General features: G+C 67.3%; 17 protein-coding genes and 1 tRNA gene. 11 read left to right on the top strand and 7 right to left on the bottom strand.

Going from position 1 to position 17104, the window contains the following annotated elements:
• Positions 1-57 precede the first annotated feature (57 nt).
• Positions 58-468: a hypothetical protein gene (locus M5I08_RS21895; RefSeq protein ID WP_219068854.1), complete on the top strand. Its 411-nt coding sequence runs from the start codon at positions 58-60 to the stop codon at positions 466-468.
• On the opposite strand, the gene M5I08_RS21890 is transcribed toward M5I08_RS21895, so the two are convergent.
• A complete protein-coding gene (locus M5I08_RS21890) occupies positions 465-2108 on the bottom strand; it encodes an adenylate/guanylate cyclase domain-containing protein (protein ID WP_219068864.1) in 1644 nt (547 codons plus the stop codon). The genes M5I08_RS21895 and M5I08_RS21890 overlap by 4 nt on opposite strands.
• 48 nt (positions 2109-2156) lie before the next feature.
• Here M5I08_RS21890 and M5I08_RS21885 point away from each other — a divergent pair, with 48 nt between their 5' ends.
• Both M5I08_RS21885 and M5I08_RS21880 read left to right on the top strand, forming a co-directional pair.
• Positions 2157-3353, top strand: coding sequence for a DNA polymerase III subunit delta' (locus tag M5I08_RS21885; RefSeq protein WP_219068862.1), 1197 nt, complete (start codon positions 2157-2159; stop codon positions 3351-3353).
• A 30-nt stretch (positions 3354-3383) separates the two neighbouring features.
• A tRNA-Thr gene (locus tag M5I08_RS21880) sits at positions 3384-3456 on the top strand.
• 307 nt (positions 3457-3763) lie between these two features.
• Here M5I08_RS21880 and M5I08_RS21875 read toward each other — a convergent pair.
• On the bottom strand, positions 3764-4792 hold the full coding sequence (locus M5I08_RS21875) for a hypothetical protein (RefSeq protein WP_249762952.1): 1029 nt from the start codon (positions 4790-4792) through the stop codon (positions 3764-3766).
• Positions 4793-4811: 19 nt separating this feature from the next.
• Positions 4812-6641, bottom strand: coding sequence for a hypothetical protein (locus tag M5I08_RS21870; RefSeq protein WP_219067011.1), 1830 nt, complete (start codon positions 6639-6641; stop codon positions 4812-4814).
• Between M5I08_RS21870 and M5I08_RS21865 the strand changes: the two genes are divergently transcribed.
• Positions 6607-7551 carry an NAD-dependent epimerase/dehydratase family protein gene (locus tag M5I08_RS21865; RefSeq protein WP_219067012.1) on the top strand — a complete coding sequence of 315 codons (945 nt, stop codon included), beginning with the start codon at positions 6607-6609 and terminating at the stop codon, positions 7549-7551. The genes M5I08_RS21870 and M5I08_RS21865 overlap by 35 nt on opposite strands.
• Before the next feature lie 77 nt (positions 7552-7628).
• Here M5I08_RS21865 and M5I08_RS21860 read toward each other — a convergent pair whose 3' ends face one another.
• The 3 genes from M5I08_RS21860 to M5I08_RS21850 are packed head-to-tail and all read right to left on the bottom strand — an operon-like array spanning position 7629 to position 10013.
• On the bottom strand, positions 7629-7973 hold the full coding sequence (locus M5I08_RS21860) for a DUF2304 domain-containing protein (protein WP_219067013.1): 345 nt from the start codon (positions 7971-7973) through the stop codon (positions 7629-7631).
• Positions 7970-8662, bottom strand: coding sequence for a polyprenyl-phospho-N-acetylgalactosaminyl synthase PpgS (ppgS, locus tag M5I08_RS21855; RefSeq protein WP_370328528.1), 693 nt, complete (start codon positions 8660-8662; stop codon positions 7970-7972). The genes M5I08_RS21860 and ppgS overlap by 4 nt, the downstream gene beginning before the upstream one ends.
• Positions 8663-8714: 52 nt before the next feature.
• Complete coding sequence (locus tag M5I08_RS21850; protein ID WP_219067015.1) at positions 8715-10013, bottom strand: polysaccharide biosynthesis protein; 1299 nt, start codon at positions 10011-10013, stop codon at positions 8715-8717.
• Positions 10014-10233: 220 nt separating this feature from the next.
• Here M5I08_RS21850 and M5I08_RS21845 point away from each other — a divergent pair, with 220 nt between their 5' ends.
• Entirely contained in the window at positions 10234-11190 is a 957-nt protein-coding gene (locus tag M5I08_RS21845; RefSeq protein WP_219067068.1) for a TerC/Alx family metal homeostasis membrane protein, read from the top strand.
• A 187-nt stretch (positions 11191-11377) separates the two neighbouring features.
• Here the strand turns inward: M5I08_RS21845 and M5I08_RS21840 are convergent, their stop codons facing one another.
• Positions 11378-11866, bottom strand: coding sequence for an inorganic diphosphatase (locus M5I08_RS21840; RefSeq protein ID WP_219067016.1), 489 nt, complete (start codon positions 11864-11866; stop codon positions 11378-11380).
• A 150-nt stretch (positions 11867-12016) separates the two neighbouring features.
• Between M5I08_RS21840 and dacB the strand changes: the two genes are divergently transcribed.
• From dacB to M5I08_RS21810, 6 genes are all read left to right on the top strand, one after another.
• Positions 12017-13402, top strand: a complete 1386-nt coding sequence (gene dacB, locus M5I08_RS21835; RefSeq protein ID WP_219067017.1) for a D-alanyl-D-alanine carboxypeptidase/D-alanyl-D-alanine endopeptidase — start codon at positions 12017-12019, stop codon at positions 13400-13402.
• Positions 13399-14457 (top strand): zinc-dependent metalloprotease, encoded by a 1059-nt coding sequence (locus M5I08_RS21830; RefSeq protein ID WP_219067069.1) that lies wholly within the window; start codon positions 13399-13401, stop codon positions 14455-14457. Before dacB ends, M5I08_RS21830 begins: the two co-directional genes overlap by 4 nt.
• Complete coding sequence (tilS, locus tag M5I08_RS21825; RefSeq protein ID WP_219067018.1) at positions 14436-15419, top strand: tRNA lysidine(34) synthetase TilS; 984 nt, start codon at positions 14436-14438, stop codon at positions 15417-15419. The genes M5I08_RS21830 and tilS overlap by 22 nt, the downstream gene beginning before the upstream one ends.
• Positions 15420-15430: 11 nt before the next feature.
• The gene (hpt, locus tag M5I08_RS21820; protein WP_219067019.1) at positions 15431-16048 is read left to right on the top strand and encodes a hypoxanthine phosphoribosyltransferase; all 618 of its coding nucleotides are present in this window, start codon (positions 15431-15433) and stop codon (positions 16046-16048) included.
• Between the two features lie 322 nt (positions 16049-16370).
• Positions 16371-16724 (top strand): copper-sensing transcriptional repressor CsoR, encoded by a 354-nt coding sequence (gene csoR / locus M5I08_RS21815; protein ID WP_219067020.1) that lies wholly within the window; start codon positions 16371-16373, stop codon positions 16722-16724.
• A 69-nt stretch (positions 16725-16793) separates the two neighbouring features.
• A complete protein-coding gene (locus tag M5I08_RS21810; RefSeq protein WP_219067021.1) occupies positions 16794-17087 on the top strand; it encodes a DUF1490 family protein in 294 nt (97 codons plus the stop codon).
• Positions 17088-17104: the final 17 nt, after the last annotated feature.

Genomic DNA, 17104 nt, shown 5'->3' with positions numbered 1-17104 from the left:
TGATTCTCAGCGACTTCTCAGCTATAGTGGTGGTCGTTAGTTGTCCCTAGGAGAGCCATGCGAACCGCCGCCCGATACTGCATTACCGCCGGTGTTGCGCTCGGAGGCGTCAGCGTCATCGTCGCTGCACCGGCGGCTCCCCCGCTGCGCGACATCCAGGTGCCTGCGGTGCACCTCTCCGGCAACTCCCACGAAAACCCGGATGTGAACACTCCGTCCGTCGCTGACTTACTGCAGGTCATGTCCGGCGTGGAAGGCCCGATTGTGATCCAGAACATCACCGAGCCCGACGGCACAGCCGCTCACGGTGGCCAGCCAGCCGACGTGCCGGGCCTTAGCGACCTGCTGAATCTCGGTATTGACCCGGCCGGGGGCCAGCCCGGGAAATCGTTCGTCGACCTCACGCCGCCGACGGCGGGCGATCTGACTGCACCGCCGGCCAGCCCGCCGCCACCGCCGGGCAGCTAGTCAAGTTCGCTGGACACCCCTTGCGGCGCGGCCAGGTTTAGCGGCCGGGCCAGCTGGGTGGGTGCCACCCGTCCGCGCAGCGCGACGAGTTCACCGACATCCCAGCACAAAGCTTCGGCGTCGAGCGCGCCGCTGACCGCGACGGCGGACGCCAGCACGTGGCCCTCTTCGAGCTTGGCCAGCTCGGTGAGCCGCGCGGCCTCGTTGACCGGGTCGCCGATCACCGTGTACTCGAAGCGGGCTTTCGCGCCGATGTGCCCGGCGATGGCGCGCCCGGAGGACACCCCGATGCCGAAATCGGCGGTGCCGATCACCGGGAGCAACTCGTCGTGCAGCTCACGCGCCGCTGCCAGAGCGGCACCAGATGCGTCCGGGTGCTCGATCGGCGCGCCAAAGATGGCCAACGCGGCGTCGCCCTGGAATTTGTTGACGAAGCCGCCGTGCCGGCCCACCGTGTCGACCACCACCCGGAAGAACTCGTTCAGCAGGCTGACCACCTCGGCGGGGGGCCGGGTCGCCGCGAGCTGGGTCGAGCCGACCAAATCGACGAAGAGCACAGCGATGTCTCGTTCCTGGCCACCCAATTCGGTGCCGCGCTCGAGTGCCCGGCGGGCAACGTCTTCACCCACGTAGCGGCCGAACAGGTCGCGCAGACGTTGCCGTTCGGACAGGTCGCGGACCATGTCGTTGAAGCCGGCCTGTAGCAGGCCCAGCTCGCTGGCGTCGTAGATCTGCATGTGCGCGTTGTAATTACCGCGCTGTACCTCGCCGAGCGCCCAGCGCAGCTGGCGCAGCGGGTCGGCGATCGACATGGCCACCAGCAGCGTGCTGGCCGGCCCCATGCCCAACGCCAGCAACGCCAGCAGCAGGATCGGGTTGAACACCTTCTCCGGCGACCCGTGCAGAAACGACGCCTTGTCGGCGACCACGGTCAGCGCGATCGCCAGCAGCGGCACCCCGGTGGACAGCGCCCAGGCCAGCATCTGGCGTCCGATGACGCCCGACGCCCGGATGTTCTCCGGCAGCCCCCCGCGCAGGGCGGCAACGGCCACCGGACGCAGTACCCGCTCGTTCTGCAGGTAGCCGACGATCGCGGTGACGGTGGCGCCCAACGCGGTGGCGACGGCCACCACCGGCGCGGCATGCTTGGCCACCGGCCAACTGGCGATGATGAAAACCGTGCCGCCCACCGACCAGTAGCCCAGGCTGACCAGGGTGCGGTAGAACGGCATCCGCAGCGCGCGACTGCGCGCCAGCTCGGTGACGGCCGGGTCGGTGTCGGTGAGCAGACCGTCGCGGCGTTGCCACCGGAACACCGGCACCAGCAGCCATACGCTCAGCGACGATCCCGCGAAGAACAACGCAACGATCACCGCGAAGAAAATCGCTAAGTTGGCGCTTGACAGGTCTTGCAGTTGGATGCGGTCTTCGGGCGGCAGCCCGTAGCGCAGGAAGCCCAACACCAGCAGTGCGCCGATGATGTCGGCCTGCAACACGGTCAGCAAAAAGACCGGCCACGGTGTGCGCACCACCCACTGGACGAACCCGCTGATTCGCCCGGGAAGTGCCGCCGCCGTGTCCACGAACCCACCGTATCGGTCGTCGGGGGCGAAAAAGTCGCGAAAACATTCCGTGTGCAGCCGCTTCTGTTGCGGGGTGGTCAGCGGTGGTCAGTACTGTTGCCGGTGATGGCGCGGGTATTTGCACGGTTGGTTGGCCAGGAGTCGGTCGAAGCCGAGTTGGTGGCCGCCGCTTCGGCGGCCCGCGGTGATTCGACTCACACCGCGGCGATGACGCATGCTTGGCTGATCACCGGCCCGCCCGGCTCGGGCCGTTCGGTGGCGGCGCTGTGCTTTGCGGCGGCGTTGCAGTGCACCTCGCCCGGCGCGCCGGCCTGCGGGGAATGCCGCGCCTGCACGACGACGACGGCGGGCACCCACGCCGACGTCCGCCGGATCGTCCCGGAGGGTCTGTCCATCGGCGTCGAGGAGATGCGCGCGATCGTGCAGATCGCGTCTCGCCGGCCGAGCACGGGACGCTGGCAGATTGTTCTGATCGAGGACGCCGACCGGCTGACCGAGGGCGCGGCCAACGCCTTGCTCAAGGTTGTCGAGGAGCCGCCGCCGTCCACGGTTTTTTTGCTGTGCGCACCGTCGGTGGATCCCGAGGACATCGCGCTGACGCTGCGGTCCCGCTGCCGCCATATCGCGCTGGTCACCCCGTCGCCGGAGGCCATCGCTCAGGTTTTGATCGAAGGCGACGCTCTGAGCGCCGAGACAGCCAACTGGGCGGCCTCGGTCAGCGGCGGACATGTGGGCCGCGCGCGGCGGCTGGCCACCGATCCGGAGGCGCGCGAGCGGCGGCTGCAGGCATTGGGGCTGGCCCGCGACGCCGCCACCCGGTCGAAGGCCTACGGCGCCGCGGAGGCGTTGGTGGCCGCGGCCGAGGCGGAGGCGGCGGTGCTGACCGCCGGGCGCGACGAGGCTGAAACCGAGGAACTACGCACCGCGCTGGGCGCGGGAGGCACCGGTAAGGGCACTGCCGGCGCGTTGCGCGGCGCCACCGGCGCGATCAAAGACCTTGAGCGACGGCAGAAGTCGCGTCAGACCCGGGCGTCGCGGGATGCCCTGGACCGCGCGCTGATCGACCTGGCCGCCTACTTTCGGGACGCGCTGTTGGTCTCCTCCAACGCAACAGGCGTGCGGCGCAGCCACCCGGACATGGCCGAGCCCATCGCGGCGATGGCCGCGCACGTCGCACCCGAGCGGTTGCTGCGCTGCATCGAAGCGGTGCTAGCGTGCCGCGATGCGCTGGCGATCAACGTCAAGCCCAAGTTCGCCGTCGATGCCATGGTCGCCACCATCGGCCAGGCGCTGCGCGACTGACCTGTAGACTCGTGCCGCCCCGAGGGGCGCGCCACCTTAGCTCAGTCGGTAGAGCGGCTCACTCGTAATGAGCAGGTCAGGAGTTCGATTCTCCTAGGTGGCTCCGCTGATGAGTCGAGTCACGGATTACATATCAGTCGCGTCATGCGGTGGCTGGCGAGAGTTGGTGTCTGGGTGTTGTGAGGACAGGAGCACGCGTGATGCGGACAGGGTCGTAGCCACGCTCGGCCTCAGCTGCGAGTGCGGCGAGATCCGCCTCCGCGAGAGTTCGCCCGGAGCTTGGTCCACCGACAGGGTTGTGCTTTTTCATGTGATCACCTCCCGCCACCCGGGAGCAGAACTAGCTTCGCTAGATCCGGCACAGCCGGAATTTTGAGTCAAGTTTGACGTACTGGGTCAGATGGTTGGGCTTAAGCAGCGAATAATGGTGTGTTGCTGAGGTTTTCGAGAGCCCTATTGTAGGCGCGGGAAGCTGCCTGCAGAGGTGGCGCGCATGTGTGGTCGGTGAGGTGCGCCAAGCCGGTGGGCAGGAGTCGGTCGTGCACGCAGGTCAGGAAGTGGGCGGTGTGCAGGCCGTGGGATTTGAGTCGGCGCAGGTCATAGGTGATCTGCCCGGCGGTGACCGCACCGGGTGGCAGTCCGCGCAGCTCGCTGGTGAGCGCGCGCAGATCGGCGTTGGTGAAGCCGTTGGTGTGGCAGCCAAATGTTAGGAGCGCCTGCAGCAGGGCGTGGCTGCGGCGCTGGGCCAGCCGTAGTCCGGGGATGCGGGCGCCGGTGGCGGTGGTGATAGCCCCGGTGATGGCATCGAGCGCGGCGGCGCCGGTGATCGGGTCGTGGCCGAGTCGTTGGACGTGCAGCAGACGTCGGTTGGCGGAAAAGCCGATCTCCCGCAGCGCGGGCAGATTAGTCAGCCGTTTGCCGATCGAAAAGTCGGTGGCGTCATTGATCGTGGTTTCGGTGCGTAGCGCTCTCCCTTGTTTGTGGTACTGCGTGATTCGGGTGCGCTTGTAGTCCACATGCAGGCTGGGGGTCACGCCCTGGGTGATCACCCGGGTGCGAAATGGACCGGGTGCGCGGTGTGGTCCCCGGCGCATCAGGCGGCGGCCGAAGACCAAGGCGACCTGGTCGGGGCGGCCGATGTCGAGGTTGTCGCGGATGACGTGTTCGAAAAACATCCGGCCCGCCACGGGTTTGTCCAGCATCTGGGTCAAGGAGAATTCGGCCTGCAGGATCGAGAGCTCGTAGCGGTAGCCCGCGGCCCGGTCGCTCGCGGTGAACGGGTGCGGCGGGATGGCCAGCCGCTTGCGCAGCAGCGCGTCGATCTGCTCTTCGCCGAGCCGATCGCAGATCGCCTGCGGCGCGGCGGGATCATCGACGGCGGCGAACCCGTTGTCTAGCGCGGTGAATCCGATGCCGGCCTTGGCCGCTTGGCGCGACATTCTGCGCACGCTCGCCGACCTACTTGGGCAGCGCATAGCCCACCGGTCCCGCGGCGATGCAGATCGCGAGCGCGGCCGTGTCGGCGCGCGCCGTGATGGCATTGCCCGCGCCGGGCAGCCGGATATACACCCGGTTGAGCCCGGGATGCACCGGCACTTTCGTGTCGCGCCCGTCGGACAGCGACAGCGTTATCGAGCCGTCGCTGTTGGCCAGGTAGTTGAGCTCGACGGTCCAGTCCGTCGGCAGCAGTGGGCCGTCGAGAACAAGGCGCACCGGCCGGTCCGGCTGAACGAAGTAGCCGCACTGCGGCACGGGGCCCGGCAGCATCGTGCGGACCCAGGTCACCTGCGCGTCGGCCAATCGACCCGAGCTGTCCAGTACCCGTAATCGCGTGGTCGCCGAAGCGAATTCGGGACGGTCGCGCAGCAGCGCGAACAGGCGGCTGGCCAGGTTCTCCGGCCAGGCCACTCGGCCCAACACCAGCGGATCGACCTCTTGATCCAGCAACGGCGCACTCGACGCCGCGCGCGCGTCGGCCAAGCCGCGCCGCGCGTTCTGCAGATAGGGCTGGGCCGGGTTATCCCGCCAGGACGTCAGAAACGTCGCCGTCGAATAGCAACTGCTCGCCACGAACGCCCCCGCCAGCGCCGTCGCCACCACAGCACGACCGACAGACGCGTCCAGCCAGCGTGACGACGGACGGTTGGGTGCGCAGAACCCGACCGCGGCCAACAACGCCAGCACCACGACGAGATCGGGGAAATAGCGCAACGTCTGGGCCAATTCGAGGGCGGTGAACCGCGATGAGCGCATCAGATAGATCGGCACCTGGCAGGCAACCACGTAGCCGGCCGCAGTCAGCCATACCGGCACAAGGTGCCGTTTGCGCGCCAGCGAGACTCCCAGCGCGGCGGCCAGCACCAGCCAGCCCAGCACTTGGACCGCCAGCGGCGGGGTGGCCCAGGGTGAGGCGGGTGCCCAGCGGGCCCAGGCCCACGGCCCGCCGGCCAAACCAGGAACGATTCCGTGAGTGATCGAGCGGCGCAACAGATCCCACGTCATCGCCAGATCCGAACTCCACCTCCGCTGGTTGACCACCACCACGTAGACCGCGATCCAGGCGCCGGTCAGCCCCAGCGACACCGCCCACAGCCGGAGCCCGGCCCGCCACACCGTCGCCAACGCCGCGCGGTCACCTTGCACGTGGCATAGCAGTGCGGCGATCGCGAATGCGACGAAGGGAATCACCGCGGCCTTCTCGAAGAACAGCAGACCGCCGAGGTAAACCAGCACGCCGGTCACCGCATAGCGCTGGTTTCCGGTTCGGACCAACACGATCGCGTCGGCGCAGACCCAGGCCAGCGCGGTCAGCATCGGCAACGAGTTCAGCGCCGCCGCCCACCATGCGAACCCCGGCACGCCGAGCGGGGTGAACAGCGCAAAGGTCAGCGGGACAAGCAGCACCGGTCGCCAGCCCAGGATCACGTGCAGTGCCCGCAACAGCGCAAGCCAAGCCAGCAATTGCAGCACCAGCAGGCTGACCGCCGGTCCGATCCAGTCCAACGGCGCCAGCCGGGTAATCGCACCCGCGACCAGGAAGGCGGCCGGCATGACGTGGCCGTCGTGGTCGTCGAACAGGTACGCCGGCGAGAGCAGCCCATGTGTACCGGCCCGGCCGACCAGGATCAGGTCGTCCCAGTAGAAGTAGCCCCGAAACGCCAGCACCGCCCGGATCGCCAGTTGCACCGCGATCAGCGCGCCAGCGGCGAGCGCGACGTTCGGGATCCGGGTGGCCCATCGGTATGGTGGGCCGGTGCGCGCACTGGTCACCGGGGCAGCCGGTTTCATCGGGTCGACGCTAGTCGACCGGTTGCTCAGCGACGGGCACAGCGTCGTGGGCCTGGACAACTTTGCATCGGGGCGGGCCACCAACATCGAGCACCTCGCGGACAATGCCCGCTTTGCCTTCCTCGACGCCGACATCGTCGCCGCCGATCTGCAGGCGATCCTCGACGAGCATCACCCGGAGGTGGTGTTTCACCTGGCCGCGCAGATCGACGTGCGGCACTCGGTGGCCGATCCGCAATTCGACGCCTCGGTCAATGTGATCGGCACCGTGCGGCTGGCTGATGCGGCACGGGCAGCCGGTGTGCGCAAGATCGTGCACACCTCGTCGGGTGGCTCAATTTACGGCACCCCGCCGTCGTATCCGACCAGCGAGGAGGTGCCCACCGATCCGGCGTCGCCGTATGCGGCGGGCAAGGTTGCCGGCGAGATCTACCTCAACACGTTCCGCCATCTGTACGGCCTGGAGTGTTCGCACATCGCGCCGGCCAACGTCTACGGCCCGCGACAGGACCCGCACGGCGAGGCCGGCGTGGTCGCGATATTCGCCCAGGCGCTGCTGTCCGGTAAGCCCACCAAGGTTTTTGGCGACGGCTCTAACACCCGCGATTACGTCTTCGTCGACGACGTGGTGGACGCGTTCGTCAAGGCGTCAGGGCCGGTCGGTGGCGGGCAGCGATTCAACGTCGGCACCGGCGTGGAAACCTCGGACCGGCAACTGCATTCAGCGGTGTCCGCTGCCGTCGGTGCGCCCGACGATCCGGAATTTCATCCGCCGCGGCTGGGCGACTTGAAACGGTCCTGCCTCGACATCGGTTTGGCCGAACGGGTTTTGGGCTGGCGCCCGCGGGTGGCACTCGACGAAGGAGTGCACCGTACCGTCGAGTACTTCCGGCACACCCACGCCGGGTAGCGAAAGACGTTGAGAATAACCCATTGCGATCGAAATCGGGGTGTCTTCGCAATGGATCACCTGTCGTGTGGTCGACGTCAACGACCGCCATCGGGTGTTTGCGCGCCTTCCAAGGCGACCGCGCGGGCCAGTCGCGCGTAGCGCAGCTCCAGGTCTTTGAATCGCAAGTAGGTGCTCAACGTGGTGAAGCTGAAAGCGATTATCAGCGCGTAGAGCATCAGGTCGGTGCCCCGGTCGACCCCGAGCCAATGCGCCACCACGGTGGTGTCGTTGGGCCGCAGCACGGCGTACACACCGGCCAGCACGAAAACCAGATAGCCGACTTTGACCCAGGCTTTCGACTGGGCGCTGCGACGAGACCGCAGCAGGTAAACCAATAATGCAACGATCGAGGTGATCAGCAGACCCTGGATCCAGTTCATCGCGGCGTCCTTCCTCGCAGGAATCCGTCGAAGATGATGTTGACGCCGTTGAGCAGCGGCTGTCCTTTAGATTTCGAGTATTCGGTGTAAAGCACTTCGACGGGTTCTTCGGCTATCCGCCAACGGTTTTCGGCGATCAGCATGATGAACTCCGTAGCGTGGCTCATTCCGTTCATCGTGATGTCCAGCCCGTCGGCAACCGTCTTGTTGAACACCCGCAGGCCGTTGTTGGTATCGGTTAATCCGAGCCTGCGGCCGCGCGGGCTCAGCGTCGCGGCGGTTTGCAGCACAAGACGTTTCAGCAGCGGAGGCCGGCTGACGCCGTGACCGAATCGCGTTCCGATCACGACGTCGACGTCGCCGGCGGAAAGCCGGTCGATCATCTTGACGAGGTCCTTGACGCGGTGCTGACCGTCGCCGTCGAAGGTCGCAAAGACCTGTGCGCCGGGCTGGCGCCGTGCATATTCGACACCGGTCTGGATGGCCGCACCCTGGCCCAGGTTCACCGGGTGGCGCGCCAGATGCGCGCCGGCCCGCAGCGCGATGTCTCCGGTGTCGTCGCTGCTGCCGTCGTCCACACATACGACGTTGAGGAAAACCGCGCGCAGCTCGGCGATGACGTCGGCGATGACGCCGGCTTCATTGAAGGCTGGCACGATGATCCAGACGTCGCGCCTGTAAGTGTGCATTTCGGGCATGTCAAGCCCACAAGCTACACGCCTGTTCGCCCAAGTCGGCCGATCAACCGCCCGCGCGCGACAGCGCGGCCAGATGCACCGCGATCCCGACCAGCGGACCGCACAGCAACGCGACGACGGTGCGGGTCGCAAGCGGCAGCGGCAACAACAGCAACAGCGTCGCTGCCACCGTCGCGCCGACCCAGCCCAGCGCGTAGGCCCGATGCAGCGCAGCCGCAATCGTGGCCGCGCCGGTCAGCGTCAGCATCGCGATCGCCACCGCAGCGGCGGTCGACCAGGCCAGCAGGGCGCCCGCCGCGTGGTAGTCGGGCCCGAACCCGGCCCGCAACAGCCACGGTCCGACCACGCCCGCGGCCAGCACACCGAGCCCGCCGATTCCGCCGACCAGCGCCGCAGGTGCGACCAACGCCCGCAACCGCTCGGCGCGCTCGTCGACGAAGTGCGCGATCAGATTGCCTTGCATGGCGGTCAGCGGCACCAGCAATGGCGCGCGGGTCAGGGTGACCGCCAGAATGACCACTCCGCCGTCGGTGCCGAGCTGGTTGGAGGTCGCTTTGAGCAGCACCGGAAAACCCATCACCAGAATCGCGCTGGCACCGGCCGCGGTGATCGAATGCGCGGCCCCGCGCAGAAACGTCGCGGCGCCGCCCGGGGTCAGCAGCCGGGCCGCGGTCCGGGTTGTCGGCGAGGCCACCATCATCACCAGCCAGGCGACCGCGCCGGTGACGGTGGCCCACAGGAATCCGACCAGCCCCCAGCCGATCATGAAGGTGGCCACCGCGACCGCCACCCGGATCACCGCGTCGGTGACCATCAGCGCGCCGTACTGGGTCCAATGGCTGACCCCGGCCAGCAGGCCCAGCAACGTGGCGTGCAGACAGAACCCGGCAAGCCCGACGCTGAGCAAGCCCACCGAAAGCCAATGATCGTCGGCGAACACCCGGCTGCTCCACAGCGGTGAGCTAACGGCGATCACGAAGGCGGCGCCAAGCCCGACCAGACCGGCCACCCGCAGTGGATGGGTCCGTCGCCCCGGCAGGACTTCGGTATAGCCTCCGGCGCGGACTTCCCGGGTGGTTTCCTGCAGCAGCCCGTTGGCCGCCCCGGTGACCAGGCCGAACGCTCCCCAAAAGACCGCGAAGACCGAAAATCCCGCCGGCGCCAGGTCACGGGCTGCCAAGTAGACCACGGCGTAGCCGCACAGGGCGGTCAGAACGGTCGCCGTGCCCACCCGGGCGACGCTGCCGCGGGCGATGGGACTGACGGAGGCGCCGAGATTGGCGGTCGGGCCCACCTCGGTCACGGGGATGCCCCTTCGGTCCAGCGGGGCATCACCACGCATTGAAAATACCCAGCGCCCCCCAGCGCGGTTGTGGCCGGTGCAGGCTCGGGTGATTGCGACCTGACAGACTGGCGCGCAGAGGGGAGTATTCCTGCGCCGCGGTGTCGTCATCACGTCACCCGCAACCGGGCGACCGGCGCCGCGGGCCGTTGCGACTTTGGTCGCGACGGTGGGAGAGACCTCTGGCGTTGCTGTGCATTCCAACGACCGGGGGTCTCTTGTGTTCGTGTCAGCGCTCGAATGGGTCGTCACTCTGGCCGCGACGACGACGGTGCTGTTGTTCGACGTCGCGGTTATGGCGCGCCGGTCCGGGGAACCAACGATGCGCCGTTGCGCGATCGCGTTGTCGGGTTATGTCGCGCTCGCGGTGTGCTTCGGAACCTGGACTTGGCAAACCCATGGCCGGCAGTTCGGCCTGGAATTCTTCGCGGGATGGCTCACCGAGTACAGCCTGTCGATCGACAACCTGTTCATTTTCGTCGTGATCATGACCAGCCTCAATGTGCCCAAGGTCTATCAGCGGCAAGCGCTGTTCGTCGGTATCTTGATCGCGCTGGTATTCCGCGGCATCTTCATCGCGCTCGGCGCGGCGGCCATCCAGCGCTTCTCGTGGGTCTTCTACGTATTCGGCGCATTTCTGGTTTACACCGCGATCAGACTGGCCCGCGGTGCTAAGCACGGCGCGAACACGGAGAACGTGGCCGTCAAGTTCGCTCGAAACCACTTGCACGCCACCGACAGCTGGCATGGTTTCAAGCTCTACGTCACCCAGGGGTCGCGGCTGTCCATGACCCCGATGTTTCTGGTGATCGTCGCGCTCGGCGTTGCCGACCTGCTCTTCGCGTTGGATTCGATTCCCGCGATTTTCGGGCTCACCCGCGAGGCCTACTTGGTGTTTGCCGCCAACGTATTCGCGTTGATGGGCCTGCGGCAGCTGTACTTCATGCTGGCAAATCTGTTGCAGCGGCTGGTTTATCTATCCAAAGGCCTTGGCGTCATCTTGTTGTTCATCGGGGTCAAGCTGGTGTTGCAGGCGTTGCGGGAAAACGATCTGCCGTTCATCAACGGCGGCGAGCACGTCAACGTTCCTGAGATCCCGACCTTGCTCGCACTCGCGATCATCGTGGTAGCCCTTGCCATCACCACAGCCGCCAGCCTCTACACCACCCGCGAGTGAGTCGGTTAGGCCTCGATCTGACCGGCGATCGCGCCGCCCAGCGGGAAGATTACCCACCAGAAATTCGCAGCGAAACGGGACAGCACACCCACGTTGCCGGCATGCCACTTGCGGCGCTACGGATTGGAGCGTCGGATATTTCGCTGTGCGCGAATACCGAGTCTCGCTGTGCGCGTTGCCCGGTGCGTCAGTGTCCGCCTGCCTTGAACCGCTCCCGGGACCGCAGCACCTCTTCTTCGGCCTCTTTGCGGCCCACCCAGTCGGCGGCTTTGACGAATTTGCCCGGCTCGAGCGCCTTGTATTGCGAGAAGAAGTGCTTGATCTCGTCGAGCTCGAACTCCGGGACGTCTCCGACGTCCTGGATGTGATCCCAGCGATGGTCCTTGGCCGGAACACACAGCACCTTGTCGTCGCCGCCGGCCTCGTCGGTCATCCGGAACATGCCGACCGGTCGCGCCTTCACCAGCACGCCCGGGAAAACCGACTGCGGAAGCAGCACCAGGGCGTCTAGCGGGTCGCCGTCCTCGCCGAGGGTGTGGTCGATGAAGCCGTAGTCGGTCGGGTAGACCATCGACGTGTAGAGATAGCGGTCCAGATAAACCCGTCCCGTCTCGTGGTCGACCTCGTATTTGTTTCGTTGACCCTTCGGGATCTCGATGATGACGTCGAATTGCACCGTTTGGGCTCCTTCGGCTGGGCGGTCGGCTGCGCGCGCGTCAACCCTAGTCCAACCGTAGTCCAGCAGCCTGGCGCCTCACGTCGGTCCCACACTGCGGAAGTCGGCGGGTATTTGAAGCACAATGGGCGCAAAGGAGTCAGGAGAGTCATGCGTCCCACTCAGTGGCGGCGGTCCACTCACTTGATCGTGGGGCTGGGCGTGCTGGCGGTGGTTGCCGCCGTGGTTGCGGCAACTGCGTTGTTCACCGCCAGCGGTCGCGGCGCGAGCGGCGTTCAGATCCCACCTCCGCCGCCGGCCGTCACCGCCAAGCCGGGCATTGTCCCGGTGTCCGAGACCGCGCCGGTGCCGACCCGGCCCGCGCTGGCCGCGACGCTGGCGGCGGTGGTTTTCAACCCTGACCTGGGCAAGTTCGGCGGTCGGGTCACCGACGCGATGACGGGCGAAGAACTCTGGCGCCAGTCTGATGACGTCGCGCTGCAGCCGGCGTCGACGAACAAGACGCTCACCACCGCCGCCGCGTTGTTGGCGCTGGACCGCGAGGCGCGGGTCACTACCCGAGTTGTCGCCGCCGACCAGCCCGGCGCCATCGTGCTGGTCGGCGGCGGCGACCCGACCCTGTCGGCGGCTCCGCCCGGGTGGGACACCTGGTATCACGGTGCCGCGCGGATCAGCGATCTCGCCGATCAGATACGCCGAAGCGGCGTGTCAGCGACGAGGGTGGAGGTAGATACCTCGCTGTTCAGCGGCCCGAGCATGGCGCCCGGTTGGGATCCGGCCGACATCGAGGGCGGCGACATCGCGCCCATCGAATCGGTCATGCTCGACGCCGGACGTATCCAGCCGGCGACCGACCAGTCCCGCCGGTCGGTGACCCCGGCGCTGGACGCGGGACGCGCGCTGGCCACCGCGCTCGGCGTTGACCCACAGCAGGTGAGCATCGCCAGCCGTCCCGCATCCTCCGGTGCGCGCCAGCTGGCCGCTGTCAGGTCGGCGCCGCTGATTGAGCGGCTGAACGAGATGATGAGCGTCTCCGACAACGTGATGGCCGAATGCATCGCCCGTGAAGTGGCGGCCTCCATGCACCGGCCGCTGAGCTTCGCCGGCGCCGTCGACGCGGTGACCAACCGATTGAACGCCGCGCACATCGACACCCGCGGCGCGGACTTGCAGGACTCCAGCGGGTTGTCGGTCGACGACCGCCTCACCGCCGAGACCCTCGACGCCGTGGTGCAAGCGGCGGCCGGGCCCGATCAGCCTGCGCTGCGGTCGCTCCTGGACCTACTGCCGATCGCCGGCGGCAGCGGCACGCTGTCCGACCGATTCCTCGACACGGTCGCCACCACCGGGCCCGCTGGGTGGTTGCGGGCCAAAACCGGTTCGCTGACGGCCACGAACGCGTTAGCTGGTGTGGTGACCGACCGCAGCGGACGGGTGCTGACCTTCGCGCTGATCTCCAACGGCGCCGGCCCGACCGGCCGCACGGCGATCGACGCGGTGGCGGCCACTCTATGGTCGTGCGGATGCGCAACATGACCGCGTCGGCGGAGCTGACGGTCGGGCGCACTGTCGACTGGGGATTCGCGGCGACGGTCGGCCAGCGGCTGGCCCGTCCCGGCCCGCCGTCCACCGACTACACCCGCCGCCAGGTGATCGACAACCTGGCTGCCGCCGCCAAGGCGGCTGAACCGCCGGTGCGCGAGGTAACCGGTCTTCAGACCAATGGCGAGGTTCCCGACGCCCGCATTGTCGACCGACAGGGGTGGGTTCGGGCGGCAGCCGAGTCGATGCGGGTAATGACCGGCGGAACCGACAAGCCGCGCAGTGTCATCTCCGGACGTGTCACCGGCGCGCAGACCGGTGCCCTGCTGGCGTTCGTCGCGTCCGGAATCCTCGGCCAGTACGACCCGTTCGCCGCCGCTGCTGACGGCGGTGCCCTGCTGCTGGTCTATCCCAACGTCATAGCGGTCGAACGGAACTTGCGGGTGGAGCCTTCTGATTTCCGGTTGTGGGTGTGCCTGCACGAGGTCACCCACCGAGTGCAGTTCACCGCTAATCCGTGGCTGTCCGGCTACATGTCGCAAGCGCTGGGCGTGCTGACCCGAGACGGCAGCGACGACGTGGCCCAGGTGGTGAGTCGACTGGCCGACTTCGTCCGCGGCCGCGGCGATTCGTCACCCGCGGGCACCGATGGGCACTCGAAGGGTGTGCTGGGGTTATTGCGGGCGGTGCAATCCGAACAGCAGCGTGAAGCCCTGGATCAACTGTTGGTGCTGGGCACACTGCTGGAGGGCCACGCCGACCACGTGATGGATGCCGTTGGGCCCCTTGTAGTGCCGTCAGTCGCGACCATCCGGCGCCGCTTCGATGAGCGTCGTCACCGCAAGCAGCCTCCCCTGCAACGGGTGCTGCGCGCATTACTGGGCATCGACGCCAAACTGAGCCAGTACACCCGGGGCAAGGCGTTTGTCGACCATGTCGCGGGTCGCGTTGGGATGCAGCGATTCAACACCGTCTGGACCGGACCGGACACCCTGCCCCAGCCCGCTGAGATCGAGCACCCGCAACGATGGATCGACCGGGTGCTGTAGCCGAGCTCCGCTCGGCTGTGGCAGCGTTCGCCAAGGAATACCTCGCTACTGCCGATCGCTGGTGCGTGGCGCTGTCCGGGGGCCCAGATTCGTTGGCGCTCGCCGCCGTTGCGGCTGGCCTGCTGCCGACCACCGCGCTGATCGTCGACCATGGCCTGCAAGCCGGGTCGGCGGCAGTGGCCGCCACCGCGCAGCGACAAGCCAAAGAATTAGGATGTGCTGCCGCGCACGTACTTTGCGTGCAAGTAAGCGACTCACGCGTTGCCGGCGGTCCGGAGAGCGCCGCGCGCAGTGCGCGTTACCGCGCGCTGGAGGCAGCCCGTCGCGATCGTCCGGTGCTTTTGGCTCACACCCTCGACGATCAGGCCGAGACGGTGTTGCTCGGGCTGGGCCGCGGTTCGGGTGCTCGATCGATAGCCGGAATGCGCCGTTACGACCCGCCGTGGTGTCGCCCGCTGCTGGGTGTGCGGCGCCGCGTGACGCACGCTGCGTGCGCCGAGCTGGGCCTGACCGCCTGGCAAGACCCGCACAACACCGACCGCCGCTTCACCCGGACCAGGCTGCGCCACGAGGTGCTGCCGCTGCTGGAAGAGGTGCTCGGCGGTGGCGTGGCAGAAGCGCTGGCTCGCACTGCCACCGCGTTGCGAGAGGACATCGAACTGGTCGACGCCCTGATTGCGCAGGCAATGACCACATCCGGTACCGCCGAGGGGCTCGACGCCCAGGCGCTGGCGGCGCTGCCCGACCCGGTTCGTCGTGGCGTCATTCGCAGCTGGCTACTGGCCGGCGGCGCGATCGGGCTGAGCGACAAGCAAATCCGCGGGGTGGACCGGCTGGTCACCGCTTGGCGTGGCCAGGGCGGGGTGGCGGTCGGGTCCGGTTTGCGCAATCAACGGTTGGTCGCCGGGCGAAGCGGCGGGCTGCTGGCGTTGCGTCGGGAGCCGATCGGCAATCGAACGTAAGCCGACCACCGTTGGTTGTCAGCGCGGTGGCATGGCACGCTGTGGGCGTGGCAGCGGAATCGCCGGAGCTGTACCCGGGGGACATCAAGTCGGTGTTGCTGCCCGAGGAGCAGATCCAGACCCGAATTGCCGAGCTAGGCGCACAGATCGGCGCGGATTATCGCGAACTTTGTCTCGACGACGACCGCGACCTGTTGTTGATCACTGTCCTCAAGGGTGCGGTGATGTTCGTCACCGACCTGGCACGCGCGATCCCGCTGCCGACCCAGTTCGAGTTCATGGCGGTCAGCTCCTACGGATCGTCGACGTCCTCGTCGGGAGTGGTGCGCATCCTCAAAGACCTCGACCGCGATATCAACGATCGCGATGTGCTGATCGTCGAGGACGTGGTCGACTCCGGGCTGACGCTGTCGTGGCTGTCGCGCAACCTGGCCACCCGGCATCCACATTCGCTGCGGGTATGCACGCTGCTGCGTAAGCCCGACGCGCGGCGCGCCAACGTCGGCATCGCATATGTCGGTTTCGACATCCCCAACGAGTTCGTGGTGGGCTATGGCCTCGACTACGACGAGCGCTACCGCGACCTGCCCTACATCGGAACCCTGGACCCGAGGATCTACCAGGACTGACCTGCTACTGCCGTTGCCAGACGGCGGTGACCGACAAGCTGACCGTCTGCTGACCGGGTTCCAGCGGAGCGGCCTGCATGCCGCGGCGTGGTGGCGCCGCAGGCATGACGGACGCAGCCTCCGATGCCTCGGAAATCGCGATGACTCGCCGAGCCCAGTCCGGACTAGCTGGCCGTACTGGGCAGCGCGGGTTTTGGCGTCCTGGACGGCGCGCGCGAGCGTGCGCGTGGTGATGGGCGTGACCAGCACTTGAGTCGTTCGTGGGCAGAGGACCCGCTCGTCTGATAGCCCACCCCGGGTGGGGTGGGGTAGAGTGCCGCTCATGAGCCAGGAATTGACAGCGAAGAAGCAGGCGGTGCTGAACCGACTGAAGACGGTTCGAGGCCACCTCGACGGCATCATTCGGATGGTCGAATCCGACGCCTACTGCGTGGATGTGATGAAGCAGGTCTCAGCCGTTCAGTCCTCGCTGGAGCGGGCCAACAGGGTGATGTTGCACAACCACTTGGAGACCTGCTTTTCCGCTGCCGTGCTGGACGGACATGGGCAAGCCGCCATCGACGAGCTCGTTGATGCGATCAAGTTCACGCCGGCGCTGACCGGTCCGCTGGCACAGCTGGGTGGTGCGGTTGGCGAACCCGCTGACGATCGGCTGGCGACGGCAGGCAGCAGCTAGACGTGGCGATCAGGACCGTGGCTGTCCCCAGCGTTGTGGCCGGTCGTCGATAGGAAGGGAGCACTTGAGATGGTGTTGCATGGACTCGTGGCGAAAGCGGCGCCCACGGTGGTGACCGGCGCCGTGGGTGTTGCGGCGTATCAGGCGCTACGCAAAGGGGTGGCGAAGGTTCCGCTACGCGCGGCGACCGTCACCGTGACCGCGTGGGGCATGCGCTTTGCCCGCGACGCCGAGCGCAAGGCCCAGCGCGGCGCTGAGCAGGCTCGACTGACGGCCGCCGATGTGATCGCGGAGGCGAAAGAGCGCATCGGCGAGGACGTTACGCCGCTGGTGGTGGACTCGGACAACAATGGCGCCCACTGACACGCTCGCCGATATCG

This window comes from Candidatus Mycobacterium methanotrophicum (genome assembly GCF_023515995.1).
Classification (GTDB): Bacteria; Actinomycetota; Actinomycetes; order Mycobacteriales; family Mycobacteriaceae; genus Mycobacterium; species Mycobacterium methanotrophicum.
Note: the sequence above shows the minus strand (reverse complement) of the source record. Positions and strands in the feature narration are given on the sequence as shown.